This is a genomic window from Enterobacter pseudoroggenkampii (assembly GCF_026420145.1).
In the GTDB taxonomy this organism is placed as follows: Bacteria; Pseudomonadota; Gammaproteobacteria; order Enterobacterales; family Enterobacteriaceae; genus Enterobacter; species Enterobacter pseudoroggenkampii.
In genome coordinates, this window is sequence record NZ_JAPMLV010000001.1 from 2,223,391 (window position 1) to 2,246,274 (window position 22,884).

General features: G+C 55.3%; 20 protein-coding genes. 1 reads left to right on the plus strand and 19 read right to left on the minus strand.

Annotation, left to right across the window (positions count from 1 at the left end; all coding sequences use genetic code 11):
- The 16 genes from wcaJ to OTG14_RS11000 form a co-directional block, all read right to left on the minus strand.
- Window positions 1-1,395, minus strand: a complete 1,395-nt coding sequence (gene wcaJ, locus OTG14_RS10925; RefSeq protein ID WP_032646472.1) for an undecaprenyl-phosphate glucose phosphotransferase — start codon at window positions 1,393-1,395, stop codon at window positions 1-3.
- A gap of 46 nt (window positions 1,396-1,441) precedes the next feature.
- Window positions 1,442-2,812, minus strand: coding sequence for a colanic acid biosynthesis phosphomannomutase CpsG (cpsG, locus tag OTG14_RS10930; protein WP_029742028.1), 1,371 nt, complete (start codon window positions 2,810-2,812; stop codon window positions 1,442-1,444).
- A gap of 111 nt (window positions 2,813-2,923) precedes the next feature.
- A complete protein-coding gene (gene cpsB, locus OTG14_RS10935; RefSeq protein ID WP_267215057.1) occupies window positions 2,924-4,360 on the minus strand; it encodes a mannose-1-phosphate guanyltransferase in 1,437 nt (478 codons plus the stop codon).
- Window positions 4,361-4,363: 3 nt separating this feature from the next.
- The gene (gene wcaI, locus OTG14_RS10940) at window positions 4,364-5,587 is read right to left on the minus strand and encodes a colanic acid biosynthesis fucosyltransferase WcaI (protein ID WP_024908100.1); all 1,224 of its coding nucleotides are present in this window, start codon (window positions 5,585-5,587) and stop codon (window positions 4,364-4,366) included.
- Window positions 5,584-6,063, minus strand: coding sequence for a GDP-mannose mannosyl hydrolase (locus OTG14_RS10945; protein WP_163330198.1), 480 nt, complete (start codon window positions 6,061-6,063; stop codon window positions 5,584-5,586). The genes wcaI and OTG14_RS10945 overlap by 4 nt, the downstream gene beginning before the upstream one ends.
- A 2-nt stretch (window positions 6,064-6,065) precedes the next feature.
- A complete protein-coding gene (fcl, locus tag OTG14_RS10950) occupies window positions 6,066-7,031 on the minus strand; it encodes a GDP-L-fucose synthase (RefSeq protein WP_024908102.1) in 966 nt (321 codons plus the stop codon).
- A 2-nt stretch (window positions 7,032-7,033) separates the two neighbouring features.
- On the minus strand, window positions 7,034-8,155 hold the full coding sequence (gene gmd / locus OTG14_RS10955; protein ID WP_014884502.1) for a GDP-mannose 4,6-dehydratase: 1,122 nt from the start codon (window positions 8,153-8,155) through the stop codon (window positions 7,034-7,036).
- A 24-nt stretch (window positions 8,156-8,179) separates the two neighbouring features.
- On the minus strand, window positions 8,180-8,728 hold the full coding sequence (wcaF, locus tag OTG14_RS10960) for a colanic acid biosynthesis acetyltransferase WcaF (RefSeq protein ID WP_048224018.1): 549 nt from the start codon (window positions 8,726-8,728) through the stop codon (window positions 8,180-8,182).
- A gap of 15 nt (window positions 8,729-8,743) precedes the next feature.
- Window positions 8,744-9,490 (minus strand): colanic acid biosynthesis glycosyltransferase WcaE, encoded by a 747-nt coding sequence (wcaE, locus tag OTG14_RS10965; RefSeq protein ID WP_024908104.1) that lies wholly within the window; start codon window positions 9,488-9,490, stop codon window positions 8,744-8,746.
- Between the two features lie 16 nt (window positions 9,491-9,506).
- Window positions 9,507-10,727 (minus strand): colanic acid polymerase WcaD, encoded by a 1,221-nt coding sequence (gene wcaD, locus OTG14_RS10970; protein WP_024908105.1) that lies wholly within the window; start codon window positions 10,725-10,727, stop codon window positions 9,507-9,509.
- Window positions 10,702-11,919, minus strand: coding sequence for a colanic acid biosynthesis glycosyltransferase WcaC (gene wcaC, locus OTG14_RS10975; protein ID WP_048992951.1), 1,218 nt, complete (start codon window positions 11,917-11,919; stop codon window positions 10,702-10,704). The genes wcaD and wcaC overlap by 26 nt, the downstream gene beginning before the upstream one ends.
- A complete protein-coding gene (wcaB, locus tag OTG14_RS10980; protein ID WP_023312402.1) occupies window positions 11,916-12,407 on the minus strand; it encodes a colanic acid biosynthesis acetyltransferase WcaB in 492 nt (163 codons plus the stop codon). Before wcaB ends, wcaC begins: the two co-directional genes overlap by 4 nt.
- Window positions 12,407-13,249 carry a colanic acid biosynthesis glycosyltransferase WcaA gene (wcaA, locus tag OTG14_RS10985; RefSeq protein WP_023312403.1) on the minus strand — a complete coding sequence of 281 codons (843 nt, stop codon included), beginning with the start codon at window positions 13,247-13,249 and terminating at the stop codon, window positions 12,407-12,409. The genes wcaB and wcaA overlap by 1 nt, the downstream gene beginning before the upstream one ends.
- Window positions 13,250-13,400: 151 nt before the next feature.
- Window positions 13,401-15,563 (minus strand): tyrosine-protein kinase Wzc, encoded by a 2,163-nt coding sequence (gene wzc, locus OTG14_RS10990; protein WP_024908108.1) that lies wholly within the window; start codon window positions 15,561-15,563, stop codon window positions 13,401-13,403.
- A 2-nt stretch (window positions 15,564-15,565) separates the two neighbouring features.
- On the minus strand, window positions 15,566-16,009 hold the full coding sequence (gene wzb / locus OTG14_RS10995; RefSeq protein WP_023312405.1) for a low molecular weight protein-tyrosine-phosphatase Wzb: 444 nt from the start codon (window positions 16,007-16,009) through the stop codon (window positions 15,566-15,568).
- Window positions 16,010-16,015: 6 nt separating this feature from the next.
- Entirely contained in the window at window positions 16,016-17,155 is a 1,140-nt protein-coding gene (locus tag OTG14_RS11000; RefSeq protein ID WP_014170829.1) for a polysaccharide export protein, read from the minus strand.
- Window positions 17,156-17,847: 692 nt separating this feature from the next.
- On the opposite strand from OTG14_RS11000, the gene OTG14_RS11005 reads away from it, so the two are divergent.
- Window positions 17,848-19,431: a TerC family protein gene (locus tag OTG14_RS11005; protein WP_061714793.1), complete on the plus strand. Its 1,584-nt coding sequence runs from the start codon at window positions 17,848-17,850 to the stop codon at window positions 19,429-19,431.
- A gap of 90 nt (window positions 19,432-19,521) precedes the next feature.
- Here OTG14_RS11005 and asmA read toward each other — a convergent pair whose 3' ends face one another.
- The 3 genes from asmA to udk form a co-directional block, all read right to left on the minus strand.
- Window positions 19,522-21,372: an outer membrane assembly protein AsmA gene (asmA, locus tag OTG14_RS11010; protein WP_267215058.1), complete on the minus strand. Its 1,851-nt coding sequence runs from the start codon at window positions 21,370-21,372 to the stop codon at window positions 19,522-19,524.
- A 22-nt stretch (window positions 21,373-21,394) separates the two neighbouring features.
- The gene (dcd, locus tag OTG14_RS11015) at window positions 21,395-21,976 is read right to left on the minus strand and encodes a dCTP deaminase (protein WP_023312408.1); all 582 of its coding nucleotides are present in this window, start codon (window positions 21,974-21,976) and stop codon (window positions 21,395-21,397) included.
- A 91-nt stretch (window positions 21,977-22,067) separates the two neighbouring features.
- Window positions 22,068-22,709: a uridine kinase gene (udk, locus tag OTG14_RS11020; RefSeq protein ID WP_008500855.1), complete on the minus strand. Its 642-nt coding sequence runs from the start codon at window positions 22,707-22,709 to the stop codon at window positions 22,068-22,070.
- Between the last annotated feature and the right edge of the window lie 175 nt (window positions 22,710-22,884).

A 22,884-nucleotide genomic window follows, 5' to 3' on the forward strand; every position in this document is an offset into this window, starting at 1 on the left:
TTAGTACGCCGCTTTGTTCACGAAACCTTTGAAGATGGTCAGAAAAACAATCTTGATATCGAACCAGATGCTCCATTCGCGGATGTACTCCAGATCGAATTCGATACGTTTTTCCATTTTTTCCAGCGTGTCGGTTTCGCCGCGCCAGCCGTTGATCTGCGCCCAACCGGTGATGCCCGGCTTCACCTTATGGCGCAGCATGTAGCCCTCAATCAGCGAGCGATACTGCTCGTTGTGCGCCACCGCGTGCGGACGCGGGCCAACAATCGACATGCCGCCGGTAAAGACGTTGATAAACTGCGGCAGTTCATCCAGCGAGGTGCGGCGCAGGAAGTTCCCCACGCGGGTCACGCGCGGATCGTTCTGCGTTGCCTGGGTCACCACTTTGTCGTTTTCCATCACCTTCATGGAGCGGAACTTCCACACCATAATCGGCTTGCCGTCCATACCGTAGCGGGTCTGGCGGAAGATAACCGGGCCGGGAGAGCTCAGCTTCACCGCCAGGGCAATGCAGCACAGAACAGGCGAAATCAGCAGCAGGATCAGTGAAGAGAGCACGATATCTTCCACGCGCTTCAGCACGCGGTTAATGCCCGACAGCGGCGTGTCGTATAGCGGTACCACCGGCACGCCGTTCACCTCTTCAATGCGGGAGTGAAGGATGTTGAAGGTAAACACGTCCGGGATCAGGATCACGGAGCAGGTGGTGTCCGCCAGCTCGCGCATCAGTTGCTTAATGCGGGATTCGTCTCTCATCTGCATGGCAATGTAGACGTTGTGAATTTTGCCGGCTTTCGCGTCTTCAATAAGCTGGTCGTAATTACCCGCCCAGTCCGCAGGCACGCCACCCGGCTTCGCGTCGTGATAGATCCCCACCACTTCAAAACCTAACCACGGCTCTTTGCGGAAGCTGTCGAGCAGTACCTTCCCGACCGGCAGATCGCCCGCCACGGCAACGAAGCGACGGTTATAACCCCGGTTACGCAGCCAGCCCGCACCAAAGCGGATCAGGGAGCGGCACACCACCATGCCGACGCTGGTTAACAGATACCAGCAGAGATAGGTGACGAGGCGATTGTCAAAATCATGGCTGAATGCCACCAGGCCTGCGCTGAAGATCAGGCTCAAGGTCCAGTTCTGCAGCAGCAGCATCAGTTCGGTGGTCATTTTGACGCCGCGCCACGAGCGGTAGAAATCGGTCATTCCGCCGATCATTTGAAACACGACCAGCGCAATCAGGGCCATCAGCAGATGCATATATAAGAACGGCAGCCCGCTGATCCGACACACCGCCCACAATCCACCGACCATGATGGTGATATCAGAAAAACGCTGCACCATAGAGATTAACGATGCATTCGTTCTCGCTCGTTCGCGTTTTTTTAGATTCGTCATCGTTGTTCCTGTATTCGGTTCCCCCTCCCACCGGGAGGGGCAATTATTACTGATTCAACAGCGCCAGAATGTCCTTCGTTCGGGCTTCCATCAGCGCGGTATCAGCACGGGACTCCACGTTCAGGCGCACCACCGGCTCGGTGTTGGACGAGCGCAGGTTAAAGCGCCACTGCGGGAACGCCATGCTGATGCCGTCCGTACGGTCAATTTCCAGCGCGTGGATCGCAAAGTGCTGCTCCACGCGGGCAATGGCCTCGGCCGGCTGCGCCAGCTTGCTGTTGATCTCCCCGCTCGCCGGGAACGCCGCCATGCGGTCACGCACCAGCTCGCCCAGCGTCTGCCCCTTCAGGCACAGCAGCTCGGTGACCAGCAGCCACGGGATCATCCCGCTGTCGCAGTAGGCAAAATCACGGAAGTAGTGGTGGGCGCTCATCTCGCCGCCGTAGATGGCGTCTTCTTCGCGCATGCGCTCTTTGATGAAGGCGTGGCCGGTTTTGGACATCACCGGCGTGCCGCCCGCCGCGGACACCACGTCGACGGTGTTCCAGGAAAGGCGCGGGTCATGAATGATTTTCGCGCCCGGGTTTTTCTCGAGGAACGCTTCCGCCAGCAGCCCGACAATGTAATACCCCTCGATGAACTGCCCTTTCTCGTCGAACAGGAAGCAGCGGTCAAAATCACCGTCAAAGGCGATGCCCATGTCCGCACCGTGCTCAATTACCGCGTTGCGGGTGTCGTCGCGGCACTCCGGCAGCAGCGGGTTAGGAATACCGTTCGGGAAGTTGCCGTCCGGGGTGTTGTGCACTTTCACGAAGGTCACTGGAACATTCAGCGCCTTAAAGCGCGCTTCAAGGGCATCGACAACCGGGCCGGCCGCGCCGTTACCGGAGTTGATCACCAGCTTCAGCGGCTTGAGGTTCGCCACGTTGATGTAGCCCAGCAGGTGGTCGATGTACTCTTTCTGCAGGTTGATTTTTTTGTAGCTGCCGCGCTTAGCCTCGTTCACCGGCGGGAAGTCGTTGGCTTCCGCCAGACGCTGCACGTCGCGCAGGCCGGTGTCGCCGCTGATAGGGCGTGCGCCCTTGCGCACCAGCTTCATGCCGTTGTAGTCCATCGGGTTGTGGCTGGCCGTCACTTCGATACCGCCGTCCACGCCCAGGTGGAAGGTGGCAAAGTAAATCTCTTCGGTGCCGGAAAGACCGATGTCCAGCACGTCCACGCCCGCGTCCTGCAGCCCTTTCGCCAGGGCCAGCTTCAGGGATTCGCTGGTCAGACGCACGTCGCCGCCCAGCACGATGGTCTGCGGTTTTAAATATTCGCCGTACGCGCGGCCAATGCGCCACGCAATGTCTTCATTCAGCTCTTCGCCCAGCTTGCCGCGAATATCGTAGGCTTTAAAACATGTTAATTTTTCCATGATGACCCCTTTTTCAGGCAACAGTCGGCCCTGACCACTAAATGGCCAAATTAATTTTTTTGTCATTCGTAGGCCCGGTAAGCGCAGCGCCACCGGGCATAATGCAGAGTGCTACACCCGCCCGTAGCGGTCCTGGAAGCGCACGATATCGTCCTCTTCCAGATACGAGCCGGAACGCACCTCAATTAAGTCGAGAGGAATTTTCCCCGGGTTCTCCAGACAGTGCGTCGCCCCCAGCGGAATATAAATGGACTCGTTTTCACCCAGCAGTTTGACTTCACCGTCGATAGTGACTTTGGCGGTACCCGCCACCACCACCCAGTGCTCGGCGCGGTGATGGTGCATCTGTACCGACAGCCCCTCGCCCGGCTTCACGGTGATGCGTTTCACCTGATAGCGGTCACCGGAATCAATGGAGTCATATTTCCCCCACGGACGGTACACTTCGCGGTGAATATGGTGCTCGTGGCGACCATCCGCCTTAATTTTCTCCACCACTTTTTTAACGTCCTGCACGGCGTTACGGTCGGCAATCAGCACGGCGTCTTTGGTCTGGACAACCACCAGATCTTTCACCCCGACCGTGGTGACCAGGCCGGACTCGGCGTAGACGTAGCTGTTTTCCGTTTTGTGGCTAATGACATCGCCGTGATGGACGTTACCCTCCGGGGTATGGGCGCTGATCTCCCACAGGGAGGACCAGGAGCCCACATCGCTCCAGCCCGCATCCATCGGCACCACAACGGCATCTGCCGTGCGCTCCATCACCGCGTAGTCAATGGACTCTTCCGGGCAGGCGAGGAACGCCTCTTCATCCACGCGGATGAAGTCGAGATCCGGGTCCACCACCGCCATCGCTTTCTCGCAGGCGTTCAGAATATCCGGGCGGTATTTGCGCAGCTCTTCCAGATAGCGTCCGGCGCGGAACAGGAACATCCCGCTGTTCCAGTAATACTCACCGCTGGCAACGTAGGCCTGCGCGGTTTCAAGATTCGGTTTTTCGACAAACTGCGCCACGTCAAACGCCACGCTGTCGCCTTCACCCAGCGCCACGCTGCCGCGACGGATGTAGCCGTAGCCGGTTTCCGGCAGATCCGGCACGATGCCGAAGGTCACCAGTTTGCCGCTTTCGGCGTAAGGAATGGCCGCACGCACCGCGTCGCGGAATGCGTCTTCCTGCTGGATAACGTGGTCTGCCGCCAGAACCAGCATCAGCGGGTCACAGTCCGGGCTGCTACGTTTTGCCGCCAGCGCCGCCAGGGCGATCGCAGGCGCGGTGTTACGACCGGCAGGCTCCAGAATGATGTTTTCAGTAAGTTTGTTCAGCTGGCGCAGCTGCTCGGCAACAATAAAGCGGTGCTGTTCGTTACAAATCACCACCGGGCTTTCACACTCAACGCCGTGCAGACGGTTTACCGTCGTCTGCAGCATGGTGAGATCCCCTTTCAGACAGAGGAACTGTTTTGGATAGAGCACGCGGGACAGCGGCCACAACCGGCTACCAGAGCCACCAGCCATCACAACCGGATACAAAGTGGTTTGACTCATGATTTATCCCCGTATATCTGCAATAAATTGGCTCAGCACGTTCTCTTTCTCGAGCGTGCGTTCGGCATATTCACGTGCCACCGTGTTCACTTTTGGCATGGCAAGTGCCTGCTCAATTCCGGTGACCAGCGCCGGGACCGATTCCGGCTCCACGCACACGGCAATGCCCGGATAGCTGTCACACAGCTGGCCTAATTCTGTTTCGGCTTCTGCCGTAATCACCGCGTTGCCGCCCACTGCCAGAATGTTGGTCAGCTTGGACGGCAGCACCGCATCCGCGGCACCGCGTTTTTGCACCACCAGATGGCAGTCACCCATCTTCAGCAGCGCAGGCAGTGCCTCGTAAGACTGAAGCGGGAAAAATTTCACGTTGGTCAGGCCGCGTTCGCCGACCATTTTTTCCAGCCGCGCTTTTCCACCACCCTGCCCGACAATCACAAACGTCCACGGATGTTGGTTCAGCAGTTGGGCCGCTTCAATCACACTCTCCAGCCCCTGCTTTTCGCCGATGTTGCCTGAGTAAAGAATGATTTTTTGATCTTCAGGCAAGCCAAGCTGCGCGCGCAGCGCCTGAGCGTCTTGCTCAGTCACGTCGCGAAAACGCGCCACTTCGGACCAGTTCGGGAAGAAGATCACCTTTTCCGCCGGGACGCCCTTCTCCTGCGCCTTGTTCATCATCGAGCGCGAAATCGTTGAGACGTAATCCACGTTGTGTAAGCCACTGCGCTCAAACGCGCTGGCGAGCTTAGCCACCTTGCCGCCCTTGCTTTTGCCTGCCATCCCCAGGCCCAGCATGGCGTCAACTTCATAATCCTGAATGTGCAGCAGGGTGCGCGCGCCGGAGAGTTTGCCCAGCAGGCGCATGCCCGGCGTGCAAAACAGCGTTGGCACCACGCCGATGATGCGATCCGGCTTCCAGCGGCGCTGCGCCATCAGCGGGAAGAAACTGCTCAGGGCAAAGCTGCCGAGATGAATCAACCGTTTCAGCGTCGAGGGCTGCTTAGGCACATACAGCGGGCAGCGCCAGACGGTCGCTGCACCCTCTTCGCGACGGTAGCGCCAGCTTGAGTAGCGCTCCCCGACTTTCCATTCCGGGTAGTACGGCGGCGCGGTAATGACCCGCACGTCATGTCCCTGGCTCGCCATCCACTCGACCATCTCGCCGGTGTATTTCCCGATGCCGGTTAGCTCCGGCGAGTAGTTGATTCCGTACACTAAAATTTTCATAAGCCCGGCACTCCGGACTGACGATCGGCCAGGAAATAGGCACGGCTGTTGTCGTGCACATTGTCGCTGGCCAGCAGCGCCTCTGGCGTCTGCCAGCGGTAGTCGTCATGCTGAGAATCAGGCAGACGCAGGTCTGCCTCACTCACCTTCAGGCGGAACCCCAGCACGATGTAGTGCGTGGAGAACCCGGTGCCCGAAAAGTTATCGTCATAGAAGTGCTGCCAGACCCCGTAAAACTGGCCCGCCGCCATCGGCAGCTGCAGGCCCAGTTCCGCCAGAGTGAGACGCTCAAACGCATCGCTCAACGTCTCATCCTTCTGCACGCGCCCGCCGGGCACGAACCAGAAGCCCTGTGCAGGACGGTTGGTTCGTTTCCCCAGCAAGAACTCGCCGCGTTCGTTCTCCACGATCAAATCAATTGAGATGAGCGGAGTGGAACGCACTACCGTGGCAAAATCTTCCTGACTTAAAAACATCGTTACCCCCGGAAGCGGTGCTGGTTTTCCAGGAACCACTGGTAGGTACTGGCCAGTCCCTGCTCCAGTGACACCTCGTGATACCAGCCCAGCTGATGCAGACGGGTCACGTCCAGCAGCTTGCGCGGCGTACCGTCCGGCTTGGTGGCGTCAAACACCACGCGACCTTTGTAACCCACTACCTGCGCGATGGTTTGCGCCAGCTCGCGAATGGTGCAGTCCACGCCGGTACCGACGTTGATATGCGACAGCATCGGCTCGGTGTTCTCCTGCCACACTTCGCGATCCAGCTCCATCACGTGAATGCTGGCGGCAGCCATGTCGTCCACGTGCAGGAATTCACGCATCGGCGTACCGCTGCCCCACACCACCACGTCCGGTGCGTTCTCGGCGGTCGCCTCGTGGAAGCGGCGCAGCAGCGCCGGGATCACGTGCGAGTTGCTCGGGTGGAAATTGTCGTGCGGTCCGTACAGGTTGGTCGGCATCACCGAACGATAGTCGCGGTTGTACTGACGGTTATAGGACTCGCACAGCTTGATCCCGGCAATCTTGGCAATCGCGTACGGCTCGTTGGTTGCTTCAAGCGTGCCCTGCAGCAGCTCGCTTTCGGCGATCGGCTGCTTCGCCATTTTCGGGTATATACAGGATGAGCCGAGGAACAGCAGCTTGTTCACGTTGTGCAGATGCGCCGCGTGAATGATGTTGCTCTCGATCATCATGTTCTCGTAGATGAAATCCGCCGGGTAAGTGTTGTTGGCAACAATGCCGCCCACCTTCGCCGCCGCCAGATACACCTGGTCAATGCGTTCGTTAGCAAAGAAGTCCTGTACCGCACGGCTGTCGAGCAGGTTCAGCTCGTCGCGGGTGCGGACAATCACTTCTACGTCACCGCGCTGCTCGAGCTGGCGCACAATCGCGGAACCCACCATTCCGCGATGACCGGCGACAAAAATACGTTGTTTTGTCATTCTCAGGACTCCAGCGCGATGGCAACCTCGTAGCCATGAGACTTGAGCAGGGAGTGTTTTTTCGCTGCTTCAAGATCTTTGGCAACCATCTCGGAAACCATCTCCTGCAGAGTGATTTCTGGTTTCCAGCCCAGCTTCTCGTGCGCTTTGGTTGGGTCGCCCAGCAGGGTTTCTACTTCAGCAGGACGGAAGTAGCGCGGGTCAACCTGCACAATCACGTCGCCTGGCTTCACGCCCGGTGCGTCGTGGCCGGTCACGGACACAACGATACCTTTCTCTTCCACGCCGGTACCTTCAAAGCGCAGTTTGATGCCCAACTGTGCCGCGGCCATTTCAACGAACTGACGTACGGAGTACTGCACGCCGGTCGCAATGACGAAGTCTTCTGGCTGTTCCTGCTGCAGCATCATCCACTGCATTTTCACGTAGTCTTTGGCATGGCCCCAGTCACGCAGGGAATCCATGTTGCCGAGGTGCAGGCAAGACTCCAGACCCTGCGCGATGTTGGCGATAGCGCGGGTGATTTTGCGGGTCACGAAGGTTTCGCCACGACGTGGAGATTCGTGGTTGAACAGGATGCCGTTACAGGCGTACATGCCGTAGGATTCACGGTAGTTCACGGTGATCCAGTAGGCGTACAGTTTTGCAACCGCATACGGAGAGCGCGGGTAGAACGGCGTGGTCTCTTTCTGTGGGATTTCCTGCACCAGACCGTACAGCTCAGAGGTGGATGCCTGGTAGAAGCGAGTTTTCTTCTCAAGGCCGAGGAAGCGGATCGCTTCCAGCAGACGCAGCGTACCCATGGCATCAACGTCAGCGGTGTATTCCGGGGACTCGAAGGAGACCGCTACGTGGCTCATCGCGCCCAGGTTGTACACTTCATCCGGCTGCACTTCCTGCAGGATACGGGTCAGGTTGGAGGTATCGGTCAGGTCGCCGTAGTGCAGGTGGAATTTCGGGTTCGCCGCGTGAGGATCCTGATAGATATGATCCACACGTTCGGTGTTGAAAGAAGACGCACGACGTTTAATACCGTGCACTTCATAACCTTTTTCCAGCAGGAACTCTGCCAGGTAAGAACCATCCTGCCCGGTAACGCCGGTGATGAGAGCGACTTTAGACATGTTTATATTCCTCTACTTATGAATTTAATCAGTTTCAACGCGTTCGCGTATCACCACTGCGGGGTTGCCACGGCAAACTTTATTTGCCGGTAGCGATTTAAAAACGCTGCTGCGGGCACCGACTACCGTGCCATCGCCAACAGAAACACCCGGTGCAACAAAAACATCCGTTGCCAGCCAGCATTTTTCGCCAATCACAATAGGCGAAGCGGTAATATCAAAATGCTGACTCATAAAATCGTGGCTGCCGGTGCACAAATAACATTTCTGTGAAACCACCGAATTTGCGCCAATCGTAATCTCGCCCAGGGTATATAACACCGCGTCATCCCCTACCCAGGCGTAATCCCCAAGCGTTAATTTCCACGGATAGGTAATTTTTACCGAAGGTCTGATGACTACGTTTTTTCCTATTTTTGCGCCAAACAGGCGCAATAAAAATGCTCGCCAGCGGTACAGTATTTGTGGAGACCAGGCAAATAAGGTGGCCTGAACGGCCCACCACAGCTGCACTTTAATACCGCCCGCGCCCCGAAAACCTTTCGGTACGGAGAAACCTTTCAGATCCTGCATTACGTTTCCTTATATTCAGGCTTTGTTATATAAGGCTTTCGTTTTACCCGTGGTGCGCACGCGTAATAAATAAGACAATTCCGCCCAGAATGCCGGCACGCGTAATATTTTACGCTGTACGTTTTTGGCATCCTGGCACAATTCCAGATTATTAGACGTTGACACGCCGCCCATTGAGAATTCAGATACCAGCCCTTTAATTCGACGGAACGGGTAACCTGATTTGTACAGGCTGGCAGCCAGTGCATAATCGGAAGACACTTTATACTGCAAATCGTAAGGCTGTTTTTTCAGACCTTTTACCGGGAAGAAAATAGCCTGATGGCTGGCCGGTAAGCTGTGATAGATATACCAGCCTGGCTTCGCGCTACGGCACACTTTATGTCCGTCGCCAAAATCGAGCAGTGCATCGCCAATATACATGGCATCCTCTTTCTGGCGCGCCAGCTGACGGGCAAACAGCGCCACGTCATCATGGAAAATGTCACCCGAATTCAGGAAGATGGCATAACGGCCTTGTGCCATGTTGATGCCTTTATTCATCGCATCGTAGATGCCTTTATCTTTCTCGCTGATGTAGCGTAAGTTGAACTCACCGTTGAGTTTTTCCAGAAACTCCGCCGTGCCATCGTTCGAGCCGCCGTCGACCACAATCCACTCAAAGGTGAGGCTTGGATCGCGCGCCAGGTTGCGCAGCGAGCGCCAGGTTTTTACCACCCCTTCGTAATTACGAAAAGCGACAGTAATGACGCTAAGAAACATAAATCACCTCATTTCGTCATACGTTCGTAATATTAAGCGCCTTGCGCAGAATAAACGGACAGACAATCAAGAAAGCATATTCCGGGCTAAATATTGACCCGGTAAAAAACAGCGACACCGGAGTAAAAAGATAAAGCTGAACGCGAAAGTTCTGGTTATCACCAAACGCGTTAATCATCATTTTGAAAACTTTAAACAGATACCACAGGGTCAACAGTACGGCGAACCACGAAAAATAAATAATTAACAGATACAGACCATTGTCTATGGTTTTACCGACATCCGCACCGTTAAAGATTCCGAATGATGCAACATATTCGTAAAGTGAGCCGAATCTTACTACCCCATCAATATGGGTTAATGAATAACCCACCATCACCAGTGGTCCAATGATGCGATAATAGGACGAAGACCCTTCCGTTCCCAAATCACCCAGACGTTCTGAGATGTACGGGAAGGCAAATATCACGCCTACCATAAATACCGTCAGAGAGATAATCGCCAGCGGCAGTTTTTTCTTAATCGCATCTTTGTTCAGGTACTGGAACGCCCACTCCAGCAGGTAAAACAGGATAAATGTCATTACCCCTGAGAACGATCCAGACAGAACAATTCCTGCAAGAATCATAGCATCGGTCTTAGGCGTTTTGATACCAAACTGTTTGATGCTGAGCCAAATTGAGATTAACGCCAGAGCGAAAAACGCCGGTTCAAAATAGAGGGCTGTAGTACGCTTCCCGCCAAACTTGATGAAGTTCAATACATAGCTGTTACTGTAAATGAGATATTTCGAAATTATCTCCATCAGGCTGCTGCCACCGGTCAGAATAATTTGCGCCATCTCCAGTGCGGCAAGCATAACAATTAACGCAACGGCAATATAAAAGAACCTAAGGATTTTCCGATAATTGTGTGGAGAAATAGTTTTAAACCGAATACTCCAGACCATACCGATAATAATGACGATATAAACAAACAGCATGGTTGACGTAACGTATTTACTGGCATCCAGCGACTGGCCAAAGATGTAGTTAAACAGCGTCAGGCCCGTGCCCAGCCCTAAGGCAATCATCAGCTTCTTCAGGTTGATTTTATCGACATACAGCAGAAGCAGAACGGGCAAGAAGGTCACGATGGTTATCGGGAAGCTTTCGCCGAGCTGGGCAATTTTGACGTTGACCAGCAGGTAGATCAGCGGCAGCAGCAGATAACTACAGACTCTGATAGAACGAGACATACTCCTCCAGCATCTGTTGTCCACTGTAGGCCTTGCGGCTGCGGTTGCGGAACGATTCCAGGTCAGTGCCAAAAACGATCTCAGCAATCTGCGCCTTCGGCAGCTGTACCAGGGGCAGGACCTCCTGCTCCGTGAAGGTTTTCCCGCCGGATTTTTCCAGCACTTCACGTGCCGCATCGCTGTGGGTGGCAATCACCGGCACGCCGATTGAGAGCGCTTCGCAGAGGATCAGCGGGTAGTTATCCACGCGGGAGCTGAACACCAGCGCGTCCATTTCATTCAGCGCGCTCATCAGCTTGCGCTTGTCGGTCTCAAACCCGTGGTTCACCACGTTGGCCCCTTCGAACGGTGAAAACTTGCCGAAGGTATGAAGCTCTATCTTGTCCCCCAGCGCCATCATGTCGCGCACCAGCTGCTGGTTGGTTTTACCGTCGTAGCGCAGGTCATGCGCTACGATAGCGATTTTCGGTTTGCCTGCGGTTTCCGCCACCGGGGTCAGCTCCGCAAGAATGGCTTCCGTCGCCACGTCGATGCCGTTGTTGATAATCTGACAGCGCCCTGCCCCGTACAGGCTGTTGAAGGCATCGGCCACGTGCTGGCTTGGAGAGATAAACGTACAGCCGAGCGAGAGCATGTCGCGGAACAGCTGACGCTTTCCGGCCACCAGCTGATGCGCGCGATCCACCTTCACCGGCGGATAGTTGCTTAACGTCGGGCACTTCTGGCAGTTATCTTTCCAGCCTTCGCAACCGTCGGTAAACGCGCAGCGCCCGGTTACGCTCCAGTGATCGTGCAGCGTCCAGACAAAGCGGGTGTCGGGCTTGTGGGCCTGCACCTTCTGACAAAACGCCACCACCTCTTCCAGATTCAGCCAGTAGCTGTGCAGCACGTGAAAATGCAGCACAACCGGGCCCGTGGTGCGGGTCACCGTGCGGTAAAGATTGTTCAGGTTGCCAAACAGATCGCGGTTAAACAGGCGGAACAGCGCGATGTTGGCAATCGAGGTCAGACGCGGCGTGTGCTTGTGCACCTGCGGGAAGTTATCGTGGCTGACGCTTTTCTTTCCGCCTTTGCCGTAGCCATAAATAAAACGCGACTGAAGTCCTTTTTGCAGCGCGCGCTGGTGCAGATCCAGGGCCACGCCTGCCGCTCCGCCTTCTGCGAGGCGTACGTTAAATTGCAGAATGTTCATTTAATCACCTTCACGCGGGCTTTTTCTCCCACCACCAGCGCGTTATCCGGAATGCTGTCCAACACCACGCTGCCAGCACCAATCGTGACGTTATTACCAATCGTGATGTCACCGATGATCACCACGTTAGCCCCCAGCTCGACGTTATTGCCGATGACCGGGCAGGCCAGGCTGTCAGGCCCACGGTTGCCAATGGTGACCGCATGACGAATGGTGAAATCATCCCCGGCGACCACGAACTTGTTGATCACCACCGCATAGCCGTGGTGGATGGTAAAGCGGCGGCCAATGGTGGCAGCGGCCTGGATTTCATAGCCAAAAAAGCATTCGGTGATGATGCGATACAGCACCAGCACGGGTGCCGCCCAGATGTTGTTCAGGACGTTTTTCTTACGCCACACCGAGCAAAAGTGCGCGATGCGGTACGCCAGAACCATGCAGCACGGACGCAGGCTCCAGCTGTTAGCGCGGCAATCTTCCAGAAACATTATTTCCCCCGAAGCCCGTCAGCCAGGCGCTTGCCGTTACGCACGGAAAGCAGCGTCAGCAGCGTGCGCCAGTTCATGCGCTTATTGCGGATCTGATAGAGGGTAAAGAGCTGATATTTACGGCTGGCACGGTCAAACTTGTCCTTGTGCTTGCGGTAAAAATGGAAGTAGCCGGAGAACTTTTTCGGCGAGGAGGTGATTTGCATCTCCCCGTGGTTGATGTGCAGGATCTGCGTGGCCTCTTCCACTTTCCACGGTTCACCGTATTCCACCACCATGCGCAGGAAGATATCGTAATCCTGCGCGGCCTTGAGTTCGGTATCGAACAGGCACTCTTTGAAACGCCACGCCCAGGTGAAGACCTGGTTACCAATAATGTTGCGCTTGTAGAACAGGCGGCGAGAATAAGGTGATTTCGGATACAGCGGCAGACTGGCGGGCTGCGAATAAACTTCGCCCTGGCAGACATAGTCGTTGGCATACAGGAAAGCGTGCGTAACCAGCTGTTCTTTATGCGACAGGAAGATAGACAGGCGGTTCGGCGTCCATTCGTCATCGTCGTCGATACCGGTCAGATACTGCCCTTTGGCCTGCATAATCGCCTGATTACGCACCGCACATGCGCCGGAGTTAATGGCGTTATGCGTATAGACCACCCGCGGGTCGTTGAGGTCAGTCACAAACTTTTGCAGCTGTTCATACGAGGAAGAGCAGTCATCAACGATGATCAGCTCCCAGTTATCGTAATCCTGACGTAACACCGACTTGATTGCGCGGATCGCCAGCTGCTGACGATTCCATGTCGGCATATAGATTGAAACTAAAGGGCGTTGTGTGGTCATTTTTTCCCCTCACCCCGGCCCTCTCCCCAAAGGGGAGAGGGTGAAAGGCAGCCAGTGGTTATCATTACGTTCGTCCCCCAAATCCAGCACCGAACAGTCCCCTCTCCCCTTTGGGGAGAGGGTTAGGGTGAGGGGTGTGGGGTGTGTTTTTTTATTTACTGTCAGACTTATATTCGTACTCGTAATACCCGTAATCCTGGTACCCGGTCGCGCGGCGGAAGATGGAGTTCAGGATCACCCCTTTCACCTCAATGCCGTTCTGCTCGAAGCGGCTCAGGCTGGTTTCCACCTCTTTCAGTGTGTTCACCGCGTAACGCGCTACCATCAGCGTGGTACCCGCATGGCGGCCAACAACGGCCGCGTCGGTCACGGCCAGAATTGGCGGCGTATCGATCAGCACCAGGTCGTAATTTTTGCTCGCCCACTCCACCAGCTCGGTGAAGCGTTCGCTCATCAGCAGCTCGGACGGGTTAGGCGGCACCTGACCGCGTGGGATCAGGTCAAATTTCGGCACCGTTGTTGGTTTCGCGCTCTGGCTAATGTCGCCTTTGCCGAGCAGGATTTCCGACAGGCCGTTAACGTTGTTGGTGCCCAGCAGTTCGTGGGTATAGCCCTTGCGCATATCGCAGTCGATCAGCAGCACGCGCTTGTTGGTCTGGCTGACCACCGCCGCCAGGTTGGCGCAGACGAAGGTTTTACCGATTGACGGGCTAACGCCGGTTAACATCAGGACGTTGTTTTTGGCCTGCATCATGGCGAAGTGCAGACTGGTACGCAGGCTACGGATCGCTTCGATAGCGAGGTCGGTCGGGTTACCCACCGCCAGCAGCTGGCTCTGTTTGTAACGCTTAACGCCCTTGATGGTTTTGACACTGTCACGGGATTTTTGCCACTCAGACAGCGGAATGCTGGCATAGACGTTGATACCGCTCTCTTCCAGCACCTGCGGGCTTTCGATACCGCGGTTGAACAGGGAACGCAACAGCACGCCCACGATGGAGAGCATCAGGCCGAGAATAATGCTGCCGAGAATGATCAGCGCTTTCTTCGGCTTCAGTACGCCAGGCTGGGTAATAGCCGGGTCGACGATGCGCACGTCACCCACGGTACTGGCTTCGGTGATTTTCAGCTCCTGCTGCTTGTTCAGCAGCTGCATGTAAACCTGCTGTCCGGACTCCACGTCGCGGGTCAGACGCACGATCTCCTGCTGCGTTTTCGGCATCGCGGTCACGCGGTCATTGAGCTTCGCTTTCTCTTCTTCCAGCGTACGGCGTTTCTCCAGCAGCGTGCGGTAGGCCGGGTGACGTTTGGTATAAAGCTTGGAAATCTCCGCCTCTTTGAAGGTCAGTTCGTTGAGCTGCGCATCAATGTTAACCATCGAATCGAGGACCGATTTCGCTTCCAGCGGCAGGTCAACGGAGTCTTTATCCTGACGGTAGGCGTTCAGCTTGTTCTCGGCATCATCCAGACGGCCGCGTACTTCCGGGAGCTGTTTCGCAAGAAAGGCCAGGCTTTTCGCCGCTTCCGCCGATTTACGCTCAACGTTCTGCTCAAGATAGTTGCGGGTAATGCTGTTCAGGATGTCGCGGATCTGATCCTTATCTTCACCGGTAAAGGTCATGCTCAGCACGCCGGTGTCCTTACCGTTTTCGGTGACGGTCAGGTTGTTCTGCAGATTGTTGATCATCCCCAGCGTGGAGAATTTGGTGACGGTGAATTCACCGCCCTCCTGGGCGTTGATCGCGCTGACCATCATGCTGACGCCGTCTTTGGTCAGCATCTGCCCTACTTCACCGCGCGCGCTAAAACCTGCGTCGCTGGTTAGCTGGTACTGTTTCGGACCAAGCACCGTCAGGGTAAACGTCTGATCGGCAGCCCCTTTCGGCAGCACGAAGTCAGTCACTTTCACCGTGTCGTTGCTTCGCCCCATCAGACGATCCCAGCCGGCACCAAAGACCGGGAAGGTATTTTTGGTGACGGAGATATCGAGCCCGAGGTCGTGAACCGTTTTACCCAGCACCAGACGTGACTGGATGAGCTGAATTTCGGCGTCGGATGCCGGCGGCTTGTTCGCCAGCGCGGAACCGATGTCCTGCACCAGCGAGTTGCCGGTATTCTGCTCGATCTGCACCAGCGCGTCGGCGCTGTAGATAGGGGTGGCGAACAGCGTGTAGACGACGGCCGCCGCGGCAAATACGGCGGTAATGCCAAGCACCCACCACTTTGCCTCTACAACAGTGCCGACCAGGCGCCCAATATCAATTTCATCACTGCCCGAAATCGGGGCGGCAGAAGGTCTTGTTTTTTCTGTCATTGTTATCCCTGCTGAACTTTCAGTGCCTGCGCCCACTGTTGGGCAGACTGGTCAAGTAAGGTGTAAACCGCCTCAAAGGCCTCATGGCTTTTGCGATACGGATCGGGGATTTCACGTTCATTGTCCCAGTGACCAAACAGCATCACCTTGCCGCGCATCTCCGGAGCGATATCGCACAGCGCATGAATATGGCGTTTTTCCATCGTCAGGATCAGGTCATACTCCCGGCACATGCGGCCAGTGACCTGGCGGGCCACGTGGCCGTCGAGAGAGAGGTGATGATCCCGCGCCACGCTCGTAGCGCGCTCATCGGCACCTTTACCGACTAGTGCACCCAGCCCTGCCGAATCAACGGTCAGTTCGGGCTGGTAGTGTTTCAACAACCGTTCAGCCGTGGGGGAACGGCAAATGTTCCCCACGCATACCACCAGAATTTTGTTAAACATCGCGGATTACCAGGTATGAATGTCGCGCGCCGTATCCGTCATGTAGCGAACGCCACTGATGGTTGGCAGCAACTGGTTGATCAGACGGTTCCAGCGGGCAACCGGCGCGGTGGTGACGTACACCACATCGTATGGCTGAAGACGGAACTCCGTCGCCATCACCAGAGAGGTCGCATCGGACATATCCAACTGGTAGATGTTGGCAATCTTGCCTTTCGCACTGCCCTCACCTTTAAGCGGACGGATCACGAAGATACCGGTCGCGTTAGAGGTCGTCAGATCGATACCTTCAGCATTGCCCAGCGCTTCGGTCAGGGTCATACCGCTGAAGTCCATTTTGAGGGTGCTCTGTTTCTTCACTTCACCCATCACGAAGACTTTCAGATCGTCATTGCGCGGTACGTAGAGAATGTCGCCCGGATAGAGCAGACGGTTCTGGGTCAGATCGCCGTTTTGCATCAGCGCCTGCAGCGAAATGCGCTGCTCCTTCCCATTGTGGGTGAGTACCACGTTGCGCCAGTCGGCGCCGTCGGTTAACCCGCCCGCGGCGTTAATGGCATCCAGTACGGTCAGAGGAACGTTGGTGATGGCCTGCTGGCCGGATTTGTTCACCTGGCCTGAGATATAGGCTTTTTGCGAGCGGAATGCGGCGATATTAACGTCCACCTGCGGATCGGCGATGTACTGCGCTAAGCGGCCGGTAATATCACTACGGATCTCGGCAAGCGTTTTCCCTGCAACATGGACTTTACCAATGTAGGGATAGAACATGGTGCCATCTGACTGCACCCAGTTACCGGTGTCGCTTGAGCTGCGGTACTGGCCCGCTGGCGTGGTCAGTTCCGGGTGGTCCCAGACGGTCACGTTGATCACGTCACCCGGCCCCACGCGGTACTGGTAGGACGCAATTTCCTGGTCCAGCGACATATTCGGCTGGGCAACATTCGGACGTGGACGTAATTGTTCGACCAGACGAGGCGTAAGTGGATAAACATTCACCATTTTGTCGAGATCAAAATCGGCATCCTGTTGCTTGATCACATCCTTACCCATTGTTGACATATTGCTGCCGGGAAAGACCGTGCAACCACTCATCAAGGTCACAGACACCAATAATGGCATCAATTTCATTTTGGATTTCATCATTGATTATTTATCACTTTGGCAGAGTAATTACCCTGTGCAATTTAAATAAGCTCGAGTCGTATTGGGTTTCAGCATGCAGTTAATCAAATAGAAATATAACTGGCATCAGTCCTAAAAAAAGCTTATTCATCCATTGGCTATTGACAGAATAATCGGGGCTGATTCACACGCTTTCAGGCACGCTACCGCCCTTGGCTTTCAGTTACCAATCCACTGACTAAACAATGTGTTATGGATAGACACCCTCTTGAGCAAGGTCTTCTGGAAATATATCAGCCGCTTGAGAAACCAGACGGATAATGAATAACCATCCCTGAAGACCGAACATTAATAGCAACACCGAGATTTAACATTTGATGCTGGGAGAATTGTTGCAGCTAACCTAATAGCAGGCAAGGAGACAACTGTCCTAATATCAGTTTTTAAGATTAATATTAAGAGCAAATTTTTGACCTTTTAGGAATTTCTTTATATTGACAAAAAGAGACTAAAAACCATTATCTGCGATATATCCTAAAATGCTTTCTTTGTAATTAAATATACGTATTTCGCTTATTTACACCCTGTTGAGAATGCTCTCTTTTTTACCCCTCGTATTAAGAGAAATCTCAGCCCGGCATTGCAATTTCCCCCAGCTTTATCCATGATCGAAGTGTGACATTCGTCATATAACAGAAGGTATTACTATTACTATGGAATGGATTGCCGATCCCTCAATCTGGGCCGGGCTGGTTACGCTGGTCGTCATCGAGTTAGTGCTCGGGATTGATAATCTGGTCTTTATCGCCATCCTCGCTGAAAAACTGCCCCCTTCCCAGCGCGACCGCGCGCGCGTGACGGGTCTGCTGCTGGCGATGGTGATGCGGTTACTGCTGCTGGCCTCTATCTCCTGGCTGGTCACGCTCACTCAGCCACTGTTCTCCATTCACGGTCTGAGTTTTAGCGCCCGCGATCTCATCATGCTCTTCGGCGGGTTGTTCCTGCTGTTCAAAGCCACCGTGGAACTCAACGAGCGGCTGGAAGGCAAAGACAGCGAGAACCCAACCCAGCGCCGCGGGGCGAAATTCTGGCCGGTGGTAGCGCAGATCGTGGTGCTGGATGCGGTCTTCTCCCTGGACTCGGTGATCACCGCCGTCGGGATGGTGGACCACCTTGCGGTGATGATGGCCGCGGTGATTATCGCCATCACCCTGATGGTGATGGCCAGCAAGGCGCTCACACGGTTTGTGAACAGTCACCCGACAATCGTCATCCTCTGTCTGAGCTTCCTGCTGATGATTGGCTTTAGCCTGGTGGCCGACGGTTTTGGCTTCCATATTCCGAAAGGCTACCTGTATGCCGCCATCGGGTTCTCCGTCATGATTGAAGCGCTTAACCAGCTGGCGATATTTAACCGCCGCCGCTTCCTGTCCGCGAATCAGACCCTGCGTCAGCGTACGGCCGACACGGTTATGCGCCTGTTAAGCGGTAAGAAAGAGGATGCGGAGCTGGACGCCGAATCCTCAGCCATGCTGGCCGACCACAGCGACGGGCTGATCTTTGATCCGCAGGAACGGCGGATGATCGAGCGGGTGCTCAATCTGAACCAGCGGACGGTCAGCAGCATCATGACCTCACGACATGACATTGAACATATCGACCTGACGGCACCGGAAGAGCACATTCGCGCCCTGCTGGATAAAAACCAGCACACCCGCGTGGTGGTGACCGGCGGTGAAGAGGAAGAGGAGCTGCTGGGCGTGGTGCACGTTATTGACCTGCTCCAGCAGCAGCTGCACGGCGAGCCGCTCAATCTCCGCATCCTGGTACGCCAGCCGCTGGTCTTCCCGGAGGGGCTACCGCTGCTCTCCGCCCTTGAGCAATTCCGTAACGCGCGCACGCACTTTGCCTTTGTGGTGGATGAGTTTGGTTCGGTGGAAGGACTGGTCACGCTCAGCGACGTAATGGAAACCATCGCCGGTAATCTGCCAAACGAGGTGGATGAGATTGATGCCCGCCACGACATTCAGAAAAACGCAGACGGTTCGTGGACGGCTAACGGCCATATGCCGCTGGAAGATCTGGTGCAATATGTCCCGCTGCCGCTGGATGAAAAGCGGGAATATCACACCATTGCCGGTCTGCTGATGGAGTATTTGCAGCGTATCCCGCAGCCGGGGGAAGAGGTTCAGGTGGGCGACTATCTGCTGAAAACCCTGCAGATTGAAAACCATCGCGTGCAGAAGGTTCAGCTCATTCCGCTGCGGGATGAGGAAGAACTGGATTTTGAGGTATAAAAAAGCCGGGTGGCGCTTCGCTTACCCGGCCTACGATGTTCGGTTTTTGTAGGCCGGGTAAGGCGGAGCCGCCCCCCGGCGCAACAGGCATCACAGCTTATCCAGCAGCTTTTTCACATCCTTGCCGTCCTGTGAATCTTTATTACGATCCGCCCAGCCGCTAAGCCGACGTTTCGCTTCATCCTGCAGATGCTTACGCAGGATCTGATCCACCTGCAGGCTGTAATTCAGGGCCTGCCATTTACCATATACGGTCAGCGGAACCGGCGTCTCTTTCAGGAAGTCGATGAGCTTGCTCTCACCCTGCCAGCCGGAAAGTACCCGCACGTTAAAGCGCGTGTCCGCCGTCTCTTTCACCAGATCCAGCTTACCGTCACCCGTCATTGATAACAGTGAAGAGGTGCCCTGCATTCCGTCGAGAGAAAGTTGTCCGTTGTCCAGCGTCAGGTCCGCGGTGAAGCTGTCGAGGCGCGTGGCGCTGTCATAGTTATCCTGCGCTTTCACATCGCTGCTGCGCTCAACCGCCTGCTGCACCAGCTGCTGGAAGTTAAGCCCTTCCATACGGGAGTTTTTCAGATCAAGATGCGCCTGCCCCTGCCACTCGCGGCGGAAAGCATCGGCATCAATTTTCGTGCCTGAGAAGTCACCCGCTAGCGTCAACTGCCCCGTCAGGGATATCGGGTAGTTAAACGCTTTCAGGATGGTACCTATCTCAACGTTGTCGAGACGCGGCTGGAATTCCGCGCTGGCAACGTCTTTACGGACATCCAGCGTGCCGGGCAGCGAGAGGTTCCCTGCGCCCATCTTACCGCTCAGTTCGGAGATCACCAGCAAACCGTTATGGTTAAACATCTGGCTGCTCACGTCGGTAAAATCAATACCGCGCCAGCGCAGGCTATTGGCTTTCAGCAGAATATCCGCCGTGAATCCGCGCAGGGCGTTATAGTCAGGTTGATCAAGATTAGACGAGATAACCGGACGCGATACCGGTGCCTGGCTTTGCCCCGTCTGCGTGGCATCGCTGTCGGTGGCGCTGGCTGGCAGCGGCGGCAGCAGGTTTTCCAGATTGAGCTTGTCAAACTGCAGATTCAGCACCCACTTCGGCTTCTCTTCGAGCGTAACGCTCGCCTGCCCCTTCAGGCTACTGTCATTTGCCTGCAGGTTGAGATTATCCAGCTCCAGCTGCTTTTGTTCTTCGCGCCAGACGGCCTGCAGCGTTCCCTGCCCGGTGATCCCCTGAGTGGGAAGATCGGCCCCCGTCAGCTGCCAGTCCAGTTGCTGAATGTCAGCGGTGAGCTGGTGCGGATAGTCTGAGGCATTGACGCTGGCATTCAGCGACAGGGTCAAATCACGCTGATCGCGATTCACGCGCCCGCTAAACGCCACCGACGCAAGATGGTGATCGTCCTGTTCCATCTGCAGGTTAATGTTGCGAACGGTCACCTGCTCCTGGTGCTCATGCTGGAAAACCAACACGCTATCGGCCACTTTCAGCTTGCCGATATCAAAGGACCAGCCTGTATCAGACGGCTCATCAGGCAGGGTATTTTCGCGCGGCGCAACCGGCGCATTTGCATCGCGCACGGCTTCGGATTGCGGGGTGAGCTGAATCACCGCGCCTTTCAGCATCACCTGTTTAACCTGCAGCTGATGGGAAATGAGCGGGAACAGCGCCACATCAAGGCGCATGTTGTCTGCAGAGACCAGCGGCTGGGACGCCCCCGGTGCCGTAAGCGACATGCGGCCAGAGAGAATGCTGAGCTGCGGCCAGACGTGCCAGCGCAGCGGCCCGTCAAGCTTCAGTTGATAACCACTGCGTGCCTCGACCTGCCGCACCATGTAAGCGCGGAAATCGTTGGGGTTAACCAGCAGAACCAACGCCGAAAGGCCGGCCACCAGCACCACCAGCAAAATCATCAGCGTTGTCAGAACTCTTCTCATGGCATCCTCAATGGGCTAACGATCAGTCTTTATCAATACGGCTGGCAACCGCGCCCTGCTGGTCGCGATATTTTGCGTCCTGCCGACGGTTATAAGGACGATCTGCCGGGCCTGACAGCGGTTCAAAACTCAACGCGCCGATCATCATCCCCGGGCGCAGCGCCAGCGGCAATTTACCGGCGTTGAAGAACTCCAGTACGATACGCCCCGACCAGCCTGGATCGATACGGTGCGCGGTCACGTGGACCATCAGTCCCAGTCGTGCCAGCGAAGAACGGCCATCAAGCCAGCCGACCAGGTCAGGAGGCAGGGTGACGGATTCAAAGGTCACCGCCAGGGCCAGTTCACCTGGGTGCAGATAAAAGGCTTCGCCCTCGTCGATAACGATTTCGTCACTCATCACGCGATCGAGCGCGGCGCTGACTTCGTCCTTCGGCCCGCTAAGGTCAATGAACGGTGCGGTATGGCCGCTAAAGGTGCGGAATTTATTACCTAACCGTACATCAACGGTCACGCCATTGATACGCTCAACAGGTGGACGTGGGGTAATAGACAAACGGCCTTCATCCAGCCAGGCTTCTATATCGCGATCACAAAGACGCATGGCACTTTCTCCTTTCATGCATCGTACCCTGAAGCGGTAAGCGCTCAGGGTAAAACCAGGTTATCTCTGAACGGTACACAATTCACGCGGCTTATTCAAAAAACTGGCTGATTTTCGCTTTTAAGATATCAATAGCAATGCGGTTTTTACCCCCGCGCGGCACGATGATATCGGCGTATTGTTTGGATGGCTCAATAAACTGCAGGAACATCGGGCGGACCGTTTTCTGGTATTGCGCCATAACGGAGTCCATCGAACGTCCACGTTCATTCACGTCGCGCTTGATGCGGCGCATCAGGCAGATATCCAGCGGGGTATCAACGAAAATCGAGAAGTTCATGGATTCACGCAGGCGGGCGTCGGTCAGCAGCAGGATGCCTTCAAGGATAATGACCTTTTTCGGCTCGATGCGGATCGTTTCCTGGGTGCGGGTGTGTTCTACGTAGCTGTAAACGGGCAGCTCAATCGCCTGGCCGCTCTTAAGCGCTTCTAAATGCTGGAACAGCAGGCTGTGATCCATCGCATTGGGGTGGTCATAGTTGGTTTTGACGCGTTCTTCCATCGACAGATGGGATTGATCTTTGTAATAGCTGTCTTCGGGAATGACGCCGATATGCTCATCACCTACTTGTTCACGCAGTTCGCGATAAAGCGTACTGGCAATTAGACTTTTACCTGAAGCCGATGCGCCGGCGATGCCTATAATGACGCACTGATGAGACTTATCAGTCATAAATTTAGCGACCTGATTAACCTGGATGTTAAGGAAGGACGACGCCGGAGCGTCAAACGCGGCAATTATAGGGATTTCGCGGGCGTGATACCAGTCGAATGCACAGGTTCTGCGAGACTGGCCGAAAAGTGACGTTTTATTCCCTGAGTGAAATTTAAATGAACGTTTTTTCAGC